This is a genomic window from Kitasatospora sp. NPDC005751 (assembly GCF_040630835.1).
Taxonomy (GTDB): Bacteria; Actinomycetota; Actinomycetes; order Streptomycetales; family Streptomycetaceae; genus Kitasatospora.
Genome location: NZ_JBEXYC010000072.1, coordinates 1 through 11,781, shown reverse-complemented (window position 1 = coordinate 11,781; position 11,781 = coordinate 1). Strand labels below are relative to the sequence as shown.

The following is an 11,781-nucleotide window of genomic DNA, read 5'->3' as shown; positions in this document are numbered from 1 at the left end:
GACCGGCGCCGCCGGGTGATCACCCGCCCGGCGGCGCCGCCGTGCCGGACCGTCCCGCCGGCCGCCCCCTCTTCACCGATTGACGATGACATGCCATTGTCGGGGGCGCCGCCCGGACCGCCCGTCCGGGCCGAGGAGAGGAAGACCCTTGGCCGTACCCCCGCTGATCCGCCGCGGGCCGAGGCCCGGCGGCCCGGCCCGCCGGGCCGCCCGCCTGCTCGGCGCCGTCGTCCTCGCCCTCACCGGCGCGCTGACCGCCGCCGGCCCCGCGCACGCCGACTTCGGCACCGACTACCACGACCCGCTCACCGCCGCGAAGCCGCTCACCCGGCCGGACACCCGCGCCTGCACCGTCGAGGCGATGCACGACCAGCCGTTCCGGGACGGCTACGGCAACCCGCCCGACACCCCGTACACCGCCACCGTCACCCCGCCCGCCGCCTGCGCCGGACCCTGGTCGGCGGTCGTGCTGACCCTGCACGGGCAGGTCGCCGGGCGGCAGTTCGACCGGCTGTTCACCGTCCGGATCGGCGGCGTGGAGGTCCTGCTCTCCTCCACCCCCGAGCCCTCCGCCGACGGCATCGGATGGACGGTCGAACGGGACGTCACCCGGTACGCGCCACTGTTCGCCGGCGGCCCGCAGCCGTTCGCCTTCGACCTCGCCAACGTCACCGACGCCACCTACACCGGCGTCTTCCGGATCACCGCCGAGCTCACCTTCTACACCACCTCCGCCCGGTGGCCCGCCGCCCGCACCGCCGACCGGCTGCTCACCACCGGGCCGTTCGGGCTCACCCAGGCCGCCCCGGCCGCCACCCGCGACCTCGCCTTCCCGCCGAACCTGGAACGCCTGACCGCCGAGGTGTACGCCCGGGGCGGCGGCGCCTGCGAGGAGTTCGCGTACGCCTCCGCGCCCGACGCGTTCGTCGGCGCGAACCCCGGGCTGGGCGCCTGCGGCAAGGGCCCGTTCCGCGAGCTGCGGCTGACCGTGGACGGCCGGGTGGCCGGCGCGGTCTGGCCGTACCCCGTGATCTACACCGGCGGCTGGGACCCGCTGCTCTGGCGGCCCACCCCCGGCATCTTCGCCTTCGACCTGCCCGCCTACCGGCTCGACCTCACCCCATACGTCGGCCTGTTGCTGGACGGCCGCCCGCACGCCGTCGGCATCACCGTCAACGCGGCCGAGGCCCAGGGCAACGACGCCTGGACGGGCCAGGTCAACCTGTTCGCCGAGGTCGACCACGGCGCCGCCCGCACCACCGGGGCGCTCACCGACCACGCGGTCGCCCCGGAGGCCGCCGTCTCCACCGCGCTGACCGACCACGGCGGCGGCAGCGGCGACTGGTCCGTCACCGCGGGCCGGCACGACCGGGCCCGCGGCTGGGTACAGACCTCGCACGGCCGGGTCACCACCGAGGTCCGCGACACCCTCGTCTTCGGCTCCACCCAGGGGTTCCGGGACAGCGGCAACGACCTGACGCTGCGCAACCGCACCGACCTGACCCGCACCACCAGCACCTGGGGCGACGGGCCGCGGCGCACCACCACCGTGCACGAGGGAGAGCCGCTGGACGTCGACTACCGCGTCACCCACGACACGGCCGGCGCGAGCGACCAGGTCACCACCATGAACCTCGGCTACCACCGGGACACCACCGGCACCGTCGGCGGCCGGACCACCGAGCGTTCCGGCGTCGACCACACCCTGCGCCCGACCGCCCACCGGCACGACGGCGACAGCACCGTCCGCACCGGCGGCTCCGTCGAGGACTACCGCAGCACCGGGCCCGACGGCCCGTACCACCGCTCCCTCACCACCGTGGACGGCTGGCCGACCGACCGGGGGTGAATCCGGCGCCGGGTCGCACCGCTCCGGCCGCACCGGGCGGAGCGGTGCGACCCGGCGGGCGCCTCGCAGGCCCCGGCGGGCCGCCTGCAGGCCCCGGCGGGAACTCCATCACCCGCCCGGTGCGCGGGAATTCGCTGGTGCGGGCAGCACCGACCCTGATAGCAATGTGACATGCTACACAACTCCAAAGTCGCCCTCCGGGCCAGACACGACGCCGACGTCCCCGTCCTGCAGGCCGAGCTGTACGACGACGTCGCCACCCGCTCCCGGGCCGACTCCCGGCCCTGGCAGCCCGTTTCCCCGGGCGCCGCCGGGTCCCCGTACGCGGTCGCCGCCCCCTCGGACGAGGCCGCCTGCTTCTCCGTCACCACCCTCCCCTCGGGCGACCTCGCCGGCGAGGCCCTCCTCTGGGGCATCGACACCCACAACCGCACCGCCCATCTCGGCCTCGCCCTGCGCCCCGCCCTCCGCGGCCGGGGCCTGGCCCGCGAGGTCGTCGCGCTGCTGTGCCACTACGGCTTCACCGTCCGCGGCCTGCACCGCCTCCAGATCGACACCCTCGCCGAGAACCTGCCGATGATCGCCGCCGCGACCCGCGCCGGCTTCACCCTCGAAGGCACCCTGCGCCGCTCCGCCTGGGCCTACGGCGCCCACCGCGACGAGGTCGTGCTCGGCCTGCTCGCCGAGGAGTGGACCACCCCGGCCGACCTGGCCTCCGACCGGGTCTGACCCGCCCCCGAGGCCCGGATGCGGCCCGGGGCAGAGCTGCGATGGTTCCAGCCTGGGCCGCATCCGGCCGGGCGGACGGCGGCCGGCAGCGCGCTGGAGGAGTCGACGATGGACCTGCACCTGTCGGGCGAGGCCGCCGTGGTGACCGGGGCGGGCAAAGGCATCGGCCTCGCCGTCACCCGGGTCCTCGCCGCCGAGGGCGTCAGCGTGCCGGCCGCCTCCCGGACCGTGACCGAGGACCTCACCGCGCTCGGCCGCACGACCGACGTCCTTCCGCTCCACATGGACCTCACCACCGCGGACGGACCGGAGCGGACGGCGGGCCGGGGGCCGGACCGCCGCCCACCCCGGCACGGTGTCAGCCGCCCAGTTCGGCGCGGACCAGCCTGGCCGCCTCGACCAGGTGCTCCAGCGAGGCCCGGGTCTCCGTCCAACCGCGGGTCTTCAGGCCGCAGTCGGGGTTGACCCAGAGCCGCTCGGCCGGGATCGCGGCCAGCCCGGCGCGGAGCAGCGAGGCCACCTCCTCGGTGCTCGGCACCCGGGGCGAGTGGATGTCGTAGACGCCGGGGCCGACCTCGCGCGGGTAGCCTGCCCCGGCCAGCTCGTGGGCGACCTCCATGTGCGAGCGGGCCGCCTCCAGGGAGATCACGTCGGCGTCGAGCTGGTCGATGGCGGTCATGATCGCGCCGAACTCGGCGTAGCACATGTGGGTGTGGATCTGGGTGTCGGCGCGGACCCCGGAGGTGGAGAGCCGGAAGGACTCGGTGGCCCACTCCAGGTAGGCCGCCCGGTCGGCGGACCGCAGCGGCAGGGTCTCGCGCAGCGCCGGCTCGTCGACCTGGATGACGGCGGCGCCGGCGGCCTCCAGGTCGGTGACCTCGTCGCGCAGGGCGAGCGCGACCTGCCGGGCGGTGTCGCCGGTCGGCTGGTCGTCCCGGACGAAGGACCAGGCGAGCATGGTCACCGGTCCGGTGAGCATGCCCTTGACCGGACGGTCCGTCAGATCGGCCGCGTAGCGGTACCAGTCCACGGTCATCGGGTGCGGGCGGGAGATGTCCCCGGCCAGCACCGGCGGCCGGACGTAGCGGGTGCCGTAGGACTGCACCCAGCCGTGCCGGGTGGCCAGGTAGCCGGTCAGCTGCTCGGCGAAGTACTGCACCATGTCGTTGCGTTCGGGCTCGCCGTGGACGAGCACGTCGAGGCCGGCCTTCTCCTGGTAGCCGATCACCTCGCGGACCTCGGCCCGCATCCGGTCCCGGTAGGTGCCGTCGTCGATGCGGCCGGCGCGCAGGTCGGCGCGGGCGGTGCGCAGGTCGGTGGTCTGCGGGAAGGAGCCGATGGTGGTGGTCGGCAGCAGCGGCAGGCCGAGCCGGGCCCGCTGCGCCTCGGCGCGCTCGGGGTAGGCCGGGGCGCGGCGGGCGTCCTCGGGGGCGGTGGCGGCGACCCGGGCCCGGACGGCCGGGTCGCGGGTCAGCGCCGAGCCGGCACGGGAGGCCAGGTCGGCCCGGTTGGCGGCCAGTTGGGCCGCGATGGTGTCGGTGCCGTGGGCCAGGCCGCGGGCCAGGGTGGCGACCTCGGTGGTCTTCTGACGGGCGAAGGCGAGCCAGCGGGCGACCTGCGGGTCGAGGTCGCGCTCGAGGTCGGCGTCGAGCGGGACGTGCAGCAGCGAGCAGGACGGTGCGACGTCGACCCGGTCCGCCAGACCGAGCAGCGTGCCGAGGGTGGCGAGGGACTTCTCCAGGTTGTTGATCCAGATGTTGCGGCCGTCCACCACGCCCGCGACCAGGCGCTTGCCGGGCACTCCGCCGACGGCGGCGAGGTCGTCGAGGTTGGCGGCGCCGGGGCCGGTGAAGTCCAGGCCGATGCCCTCGATCGGGGCCTTGGCCAGGACGGGCAGGGCCTCGCCGAGCCGGTCGAAGTAGCTGGTGACCAGCAGTTGCGGGCGGTCGGTGAGCGCACCGAGCTCGCGGTAGACGCGGGTGGCGGCGTTCAGTTCGGCCGGGGTGCGGTCCTGGACGAGCGCGGGCTCGTCCAGCTGGACCCAGTCGGCGCCGGCGGCCCGCAGGTCGGCGAGGAGTTCCGCGTAGACGGGCAGCAGCCGGTCCAGCAGGGTGACCGGCCGGAAGTCGGCGGCCACGCCGGGGGCGGGCTTGGCGAGCAGCAGGTAGGTCAGCGGTCCGACCAGCACGGGCCGGGGGCGGTGGCCGAGGCCGAGCGCCTCACGCAGTTCGGAGACCGGCTTGGCGGAGTTCGCGGCGAAGACCGTGTCCGGACCCAACTCCGGTACGAGGTAGTGGTAGTTGGTGTCGAACCACTTGGTCATCTCCAGCGGTGCGACATCCTGGGTGCCGCGCGCCATGGCGAAGTAGCCGTCCAGCGGGTCGGTGTCGACGGCGGCGCGGTGGCGGGCCGGGATCGCGCCGACCGCGACCGTGGTGTCCAGGACGTGGTCGTAGAGCGAGAAGTCGCCGGTGGGGATTTCGGCGATGCCCGCGTCCGCCAGCTGCCGCCAGTTGGCGCGGCGCAGGATGGCGGCGGTGGCGTGCAGGGCGGCGGCGTCGACGCGGCCCGCCCAGTACCCCTCGACGGCCTTCTTCAGCTCCCGGTCGGCGCCCTGCCTCGGGTAGCCGTACACGGTGGCCTGCGGGGTGGTGGAACTCGGTGACACGGAACTCTCCTTCGCGAGTCGCGCTGCGATCCCGGGAGAGCACGACGGCGTGGAGGTACGGCAGTGGGGGCACGGCACCGGGGTGGGCCCGCCCGCTCCGCCGACCCGCCCTCGAGGTCACCGAGATCACCGCGTGCGGGGTGCACGCGGGCAGTGGCAGGTCTTCGGACTCGCGGGCACGTCCGCCTGGCTCCCAGGCCGGACACCTACTGGCCGTCGCTTCCCGGGCCCGGCTGGGCCCAGTGCATGTGACGGCGGTCGTTCCCACTCACCGCTGCGGGGCAGTCCCGGATTCCCACCGGGTTCCCTCTTGCGACGCCGTGGCTGGAGGACACGGCGAACCGACTGCACCACCCACCCTAGGCCCATCACCGACGGCGCGTCAGTGATTGTCCGGATCGCGGATGGCGGCGTGGGACGGCTCCGGCGGTCCGCACCGCCCGAGCACCCCGGCAACCCGAGCAGTCCCGCGGACCACGACGGGAGGAGTGGACGCCTCTCCGCCGCCGGGTACTCGGGCTCACCGCCGACCCCCGAGAGGCCGGGTCGACGGCGCGTGCATGACGTCACAGCGCCGCCGGGCCGGTCCTCCGCGGCCCACCCGGCGGTTCGCCCGGGACCGGCCGCGCCCGGCGGACGGGCAGCCGCACGGCACAATCACTGTCATGCGGCACATCTTCCTCATCGGCATCGGGGCGGGCGATCCCGACCACCTCACCCTGCAGGCGGTCAAGGCCCTCGCCCGCACCGACGTCTTCTTCATCCTCGACAAGAACGAGGAACGGCAGGACCTCATCCGGCTGCGCCGGCAGCTGCTGACCGAGCACGGCCGCCCGGGCCACCGCGTCATCGAGGTCGCGGACGCCGAGCGGGACCGCGCCACCCCGGCGTACACCGCGGCCGTGGACGACTGGCGCACCCGCCGGGCCGACCTGGTCGAGCGGCTGGTCGCCGAACACCTCGGCCCGGAGGAGACCGGCGCGTTCCTGGTCTGGGGCGACCCGAGCCTCTACGACAGCGTCATCGCCGTGATCGACGAGGTCCTGGCCCGCGGCGGCGCCACCTTCGGGTACGAGGTGGTCCCGGGCATCAGCAGCGTCTCGGCGCTCGCCGCCCGGCACCGCACCACCCTGACCCGGGTCGGCCGCCCGCTGCAGATCACCACCGGCCGCCGTCTCGCCGAGGGCTTCCCCGAGCAGGTGGACGACGTGGTGGTGATGCTGGACGGGCGGGCCGCGTTCACCGGGATCGACCCCGAGGGGCTGGAGATCTTCTACGGCGCCTACCTGGGCACACCGGACGAGATCCTCGTCGCCGGCCCCCTCGCCGAAACCGCCCCCCGGATCCGCGCGCTCCGCGACGAGGCCCGCGAACGCAAGGGCTGGATCATGGACACCTACCTCCTCCGCCGCTCCGGGAGCTGACGGCTTCCGGCCGAGCCGGAGGCCGGCGACGGTGACCGCGCCGACGCAGATCCTCGCGACCGGACTGAAGCGGCGCCACGTCTCGGCCCGGAGCAGGCCGGCCCCGTCGCCGAGGCGGCCGGGGTGACCGGGGCGGCCGGGGTGACCGATCAGTAGCGCGCGGCGCCCGTTTCACCTGGTGAGGCGGGACGGCTACGAACCGGCCGGGGCCCCGCCGTCGTCCCGGTCGGCCACGTCCTCGGACCGCTCGCCGGCCACCCCGGGCGCCCCGGCTGCCCCGCCGGCGCCCTCGCGCTCGACGGCCCACTCCGTACGGCGTTCGCGGGTCAGGACCCAGTCGGCGGCCCGGCGCGGAGCCGAACCCGCCGAGCCGCTACGGGCGGCGGCGGCGCACACCCGCCGCAGCAGGGAGTTCAACTGGGTGCGCTCACCGCGCGTCAGGGACACCAGCAGGTCGTCCTGCACGGCCGACTCGTCGCTGTGCAGGATCTCCAGCGCGAGCTGCCCCGAGGAGGTGAGCGTCAGCACCTCGTGCCGACCGCCGACCTGGACGAACAGGGACTGCACCAGGCCCGCCGCGACGAGATCGTCGAGGGTCTGCGCGGTGTCGACCGCACCCCCGTCGATCCCGGCGACCAGATCGGGCCGGGCGTGCGGGCCCAGCCGGGCCAGCGTGGAGAGGACGGACAGGTGCGCCGGGCTCATCCCCCGGAACTCCAGGCGCGCCGCGAGCAGGGCGTCCGCCGCCCGGCCGGCCGCCGACAGGAGGTGGACGGTCTGCTCGAAGGGACTCGACGATCCCTTCCCCCTGTCGTACACGTCGCATCCAATCGCTGGTGGAGGGCTGCACCACCTCCGGCGGGGGTCACGGGACCACCGACGCCACGCCACGCTGCCGAACGCCGATCACCGAAGGGCCGCGAAACCCGCTCGCGCGCCGCGCCGGGCACGGCGCCGCATCGCGCCGCACGGCGCACCGAGGCCAACGATAGCCGCGCCGCGCCGATCGGTCTACATCGATGTCGTCCGCGACACCCACTCCCCCGCCGCCGGCGGCCGGCGCCGACAACGGCCCCGTCACCGGCCCGACACGGCCCGCGCGGCGTACTCCACGTACTCGTGCAGCCCGTACGCCAGCACCGGGACCAGCACCGACACCGCCACCACCGCCACCAGCCAGGCCACGCCCACCCGCATCGCGCGACCGCGCGGCAGGACCGGCACCGACCCCAGTAGCGCCTCGACCCGCCGCGGCACCGGACCGGCGCCCACCGACAGCAGCGGGTTCCGGCTCCCGCCCGCCCGGGTGGCGGCGGACCCGGCCAGCGCCGCCCGCGCGATCGCCGTCGCCGCCAGCCGGCGGTCCCCCACCGACCCGGCCGCGGCCTCGTCGGCCCACCGTTCCAGGTGGAAGCCCAGCGCCTCCCGCAGGCCCCGCAGCGCCGGGTGCACCGCCGCCGCGAGGTCCGTGACGACGGACAGCACGTGGTGGCGCCCCGCCAGGTGGGCCCGCTCGTGCGCGAGCAGCACCTCGCGCTCCGCCGGACCGAGTTCGCGCACCATGCCCGAAGTCACCACGACGCGCCCGGGGCGCCCGCGGAAGCCGGGCAGGGCGAAGGCCTCCGCGTCGCCGCCCGGCACCACCAGCACGTCGCCGTCGGCCACCCCGTCACCGGTGGACGCCCAGGCCTTCGCGAGCAGCGCGCGATGGGCGAGCCAGCGGCGCGCCAGCAGCACGGCCTGGACCGCCAGCACCACCCCGGCCGCACCGGAGACCGGCACGACGGCCGGCCACCGCTCCAGCACGCGCGCCGGCGGGACCCGCTCCATCGAGGCGAGGAACGGCACGTGGAACAGCGCGACCAGCGCCGCCGCGGTGCCGCCCGCCAGCAGTACGGCCGCACCCGTCAGCGCCACGGACGCCTCGCGCGGCGGCAGGAGCGCGGCCAGCCGGCGGGCGGCGGGCGCCGCGCCCCACGGAGCCAGCAGCGTCAGCGCGACCAGGGCGAGGGCCAGGGTCATGCGCGGCCCTCTCCGTCCGGGGCCTCCAGCAGGAGGCGCCGCAGCACCTCCTCGTCCCCCTCGGACAGCGACGACACGAACCGCTTCAGCACCAGCTCACGGTGCGGGTCGCTCTCCAGTTCACGGCGCATCCGCCCGGCCACCAGACCGGCGGCGTCGGCGACCGGCGCGTACGCGAAGCCCCGCCCCGGGCGGCTGCGCTGCAGCGTCCCGTTCTCGTGCAGCCGGCCCAGCACCGTCGCCACCGTCGTCCGGGCCAGCCCCCGGTCGAGCGCCTCGTTGACCTCCTGCGCCGTCAGCGGCCGCTCGGCCGCCCACAGCACGGCCAGCACGTCCGCGACCAGCTCGCCGTGCGGCCGCCTCGTGTCCCGACTGTCGTCCACCATGTCTCCCGTCCACGGCCGCGCCGCCGGGCAGACGTACAGCGAACCCGGCGACGCCTGCGCCCTCACCACGGCCGACTACATGGTCGTAGACGATCCGGTCGGATGTTCGTAAGGTATGCCTCACCCAACTGTACTGGCCCCACCGGCCGGGCAGACTGGCCGCAGGAGCGCCGCCCTGGGGCTTCGCCATGGTGGCCGGGAGAGTCGGGAGTTCAGGTGTGAGCGCACATCGCGAGCCGTTCCTCTACATCGTCGTCTGCGCGTCGGGCATCGCCGGCGGGGTGGACGAGCTGATCACCGCCGCCCGGGCCGAGGGCTGGGGAGTCGGCGTGATCGCCACCCCGAACGGACTCGGGTTCATCGACCGGACGGCCGTCGAAGCCCGGACCGGCTACCCGATCCGCTCCGCCTGGCGCACGCCGGGCGACCCCCGGCCGCTGCCCCCGGCGGACGCCATCGCGGTGGCGCCCGCCACGTTCAACACCATCAACAAGTGGGCCGCCGGCATCTCCGACACCCTCGCCCTCGGCATCCTCTGCGAGGCGTACGGCCTGGGCATCCCGGTGGCCGTCCAGCCCTACCTCAACGCCGCCCAGGCCGCCCACCCCGCCTACGCGGAGAGCCTGACCCGACTCCGGTCGATGGGCGTCCTGATCGGTGACTCCACCCCCCACCAGCCCAAGGCCGAGGGGGCCGGCGCCGCGTACGACTGGACCCGGGTGCTCGACCTGCTCCGCCCGGTGATCGCTGCGGCGGGCCGGGAGTAACGGCCCGCCGCCACCGTCACCGTCACCGGGGGGTCTTCCGGAAGGCGTCCGGGGTGCGGGCGGTCCACGGCCGGGAGTGCGTGCGCGGGAACGGGTCGAGGATGCGGGAGAAGTGGGCGGGATCCTGGGCGGTGCCGCTGCACCGCTCCGAGAGGGTGCCCGCCACCGCGCAGGGCCGGTCCCGCCCGACCGACCAGAAGGCGAGCAGCCGGATGCCCTTCTCGGCCGCGAACCTCGCCAGGCGGGCGGCGTCCTCGGTGGAGAAGACCTCGTTGACGGCGTCGTTGACCCCGATCATCGGGGTGTTGCCCTGCATCGCCCACAGCTGCTCGGGGCTCTTCTCCGGCCAGAGCCGCCCGAGTTGCTCGTGCAGTCCGGTCGCGGCCCCGATCGCGGCGGCGCCCATGTCGAGGTCGGGCCCGTAGTCCATCGTCATGACGTTGACCACGTCCACGTCCAGTCCGTGCTGCCGCGCGTTGGTCAGCAGCCACACCCCGTTGTCGGACAGACCCCAGGGGTTGACCGGCAGGGTGTAGTCCACGTCGAGCGGGCGGCCGAGCAGGCGGTACTCCTGCTGCAGTTCGGCGAGCGCCTGGTTGCGGCGGTCGTCGGACTGCTGGTCGTCCAGCGCCGCGCCCTCGATGTCGAGGTCGATCCTGGTGACGCCCAGGGTGTTCACCACGCGCCGGTAGGCGGCCTTCAGGGCGCTCACCGTGTCGCAGGCCTGGGCGAGTTCACGCCCGCCGGCCCCGCCGAAGGAGATGATCGCGTCGCCGCCCGCCGTCCGCAGACCCCGCAGGGCCGACAGCCACTCCGGGTCGTCGACGGGGATGGTGCCGTCGAAGGCGCCGTTGCACCCGCCGTCGCTGACGACGAAGGCGAGGGTGAAGTAGCTCAGACCGGTGTTCCTGCGGACCTCGGCGAGTGCGTCGGGCGAGTTCCAGGTCTCCAGGTAGGGGGCGGTGAAGTGGGCCGGGAACCCGGGGCGGTGGTGGATCGGCGGCCGCACCGGGCCCGTGGAGCCGCGGGAGACGGCGCTCGCGGGCACGACACCGAGCGGCACGGGAGCCGGGGGCGGGGGGCCGGCAGCCGTGGCATCCGGGGGCGTGGCACCGGGCGGCGCAGCTCCGACGGCGGGGGTAGCGACAGGGTGACCGCCGACCGCCGGGGTACCGAGAGGCAGGGAGCCGACGGCGAGGCCCGGCATGGCGGTCGCATGGGCCGGTGCGACGAGCAGCAGAGCCGCGCCCAGGGCCAGCGGGGGGAGGAACGAACTCGGACGGAAGGGACTGGGCAAGGTGCTGCTCTCTCTTCTGATCCTGGATCGGTGGTCCCCGAGGCTGCCGAGGAGGCCGCCCGGCTCAGAGCCGGACGCCGGAGCGGGTGTCGTGCGGGGGGGCGGAGGTGGCGGGCGAGACCCTCGGTCCTCGCGGGCGGGACCGTGGACGGCCCCACCCGGGCGGACGCAGGGCGCCGGGGCCGACGGGCGTCAGTCCCGGGTGGCCGGGAACGCCACCCCGAGCCTGTCCCCCACCCCGCTGGAGCTCCCGACGAAGCACCCGCCGGCCGGCATCAGCGAGCCGCACAGCACGGCGGCGAACTTCTTGGCGTGCGGGAAACGCGACACGGGGGTGCTCCCTCGACAGCGTGAGGCGGGCGGTACGGCCTCGATTGCGTCGATTCGTTCCCTTGCGAAGAGTCGGCGGGGGTCGGCCGCCGCGAAATTCACCTGATGGGACGTCACGACCGCCGGCCTGATGACCGGGCTGCGGGCGGTTCAGAGGCTGCGGGCGGTTCAGAGGCTGCGGGCGGTGATGTCGCCGTGGGAGGTGGTGGCGCGGATGGTGAGTGCGGCGTCGGTGCCGGTGGTGTTCTGGAGGGTGTTGTGGATCCGGCCGTGGGCGGTGCCGGCGTCGAGGGTCGCGCAGACGCCGCG

The 11,781-nt window shown here is 75.3% G+C and carries 11 protein-coding genes and 1 riboswitch; of the genes, 5 read left to right on the top strand and 6 right to left on the bottom strand.

What is annotated here, in order from left to right:
* The first annotated feature begins 148 nt into the window (after positions 1-148).
* The 3 genes from ABZ497_RS33195 to ABZ497_RS33185 all read left to right on the top strand — a co-directional run bounded on the left by ABZ497_RS33195 (position 149) and on the right by ABZ497_RS33185 (position 3,043).
* Entirely contained in the window at positions 149-1,849 is a 1,701-nt protein-coding gene (locus ABZ497_RS33195; protein WP_359810920.1) for a peptide-N4-asparagine amidase, read from the top strand.
* A gap of 171 nt (positions 1,850-2,020) precedes the next feature.
* On the top strand, positions 2,021-2,578 hold the full coding sequence (locus tag ABZ497_RS33190; protein ID WP_359810918.1) for a GNAT family protein: 558 nt from the start codon (positions 2,021-2,023) through the stop codon (positions 2,576-2,578).
* Between the two features lie 18 nt (positions 2,579-2,596).
* Positions 2,597-3,043 (top strand): SDR family NAD(P)-dependent oxidoreductase, encoded by a 447-nt coding sequence (locus tag ABZ497_RS33185; RefSeq protein ID WP_359810915.1) that lies wholly within the window; start codon positions 2,597-2,599, stop codon positions 3,041-3,043.
* Here the strand turns inward: ABZ497_RS33185 and metE are convergent.
* A complete protein-coding gene (gene metE / locus ABZ497_RS33180; protein WP_359810914.1) occupies positions 2,937-5,246 on the bottom strand; it encodes a 5-methyltetrahydropteroyltriglutamate--homocysteine S-methyltransferase in 2,310 nt (769 codons plus the stop codon). The genes ABZ497_RS33185 and metE overlap by 107 nt on opposite strands.
* A gap of 137 nt (positions 5,247-5,383) precedes the next feature.
* Positions 5,384-5,607, bottom strand: a riboswitch (cobalamin riboswitch).
* Between the two features lie 304 nt (positions 5,608-5,911).
* On the opposite strand from metE, the gene cobF reads away from it, so the two are divergent.
* Positions 5,912-6,670, top strand: coding sequence for a precorrin-6A synthase (deacetylating) (gene cobF, locus ABZ497_RS33175; protein WP_359810912.1), 759 nt, complete (start codon positions 5,912-5,914; stop codon positions 6,668-6,670).
* Between the two features lie 192 nt (positions 6,671-6,862).
* Here cobF and ABZ497_RS33170 read toward each other — a convergent pair whose 3' ends face one another.
* From ABZ497_RS33170 to ABZ497_RS33160, 3 genes are all read right to left on the bottom strand, one after another.
* On the bottom strand, positions 6,863-7,489 hold the full coding sequence (locus tag ABZ497_RS33170; RefSeq protein ID WP_359810910.1) for a MarR family winged helix-turn-helix transcriptional regulator: 627 nt from the start codon (positions 7,487-7,489) through the stop codon (positions 6,863-6,865).
* 258 nt (positions 7,490-7,747) lie between these two features.
* A complete protein-coding gene (locus ABZ497_RS33165; protein WP_359810908.1) occupies positions 7,748-8,692 on the bottom strand; it encodes a M56 family metallopeptidase in 945 nt (314 codons plus the stop codon).
* A complete protein-coding gene (locus tag ABZ497_RS33160) occupies positions 8,689-9,078 on the bottom strand; it encodes a BlaI/MecI/CopY family transcriptional regulator (protein ID WP_359810906.1) in 390 nt (129 codons plus the stop codon). Before ABZ497_RS33160 ends, ABZ497_RS33165 begins: the two co-directional genes overlap by 4 nt.
* A gap of 188 nt (positions 9,079-9,266) precedes the next feature.
* Between ABZ497_RS33160 and ABZ497_RS33155 the strand changes: the two genes are divergently transcribed.
* Positions 9,267-9,845, top strand: coding sequence for a flavoprotein (locus ABZ497_RS33155; protein WP_359810904.1), 579 nt, complete (start codon positions 9,267-9,269; stop codon positions 9,843-9,845).
* A 22-nt stretch (positions 9,846-9,867) separates the two neighbouring features.
* On the opposite strand, the gene ABZ497_RS33150 is transcribed toward ABZ497_RS33155, so the two are convergent.
* Both ABZ497_RS33150 and ABZ497_RS33145 read right to left on the bottom strand, forming a co-directional pair.
* Positions 9,868-10,893 (bottom strand): chitinase, encoded by a 1,026-nt coding sequence (locus ABZ497_RS33150; RefSeq protein WP_359810901.1) that lies wholly within the window; start codon positions 10,891-10,893, stop codon positions 9,868-9,870.
* 441 nt (positions 10,894-11,334) lie between these two features.
* On the bottom strand, positions 11,335-11,472 hold the full coding sequence (locus ABZ497_RS33145; protein ID WP_359810898.1) for a hypothetical protein: 138 nt from the start codon (positions 11,470-11,472) through the stop codon (positions 11,335-11,337).
* Between the last annotated feature and the right edge of the window lie 309 nt (positions 11,473-11,781).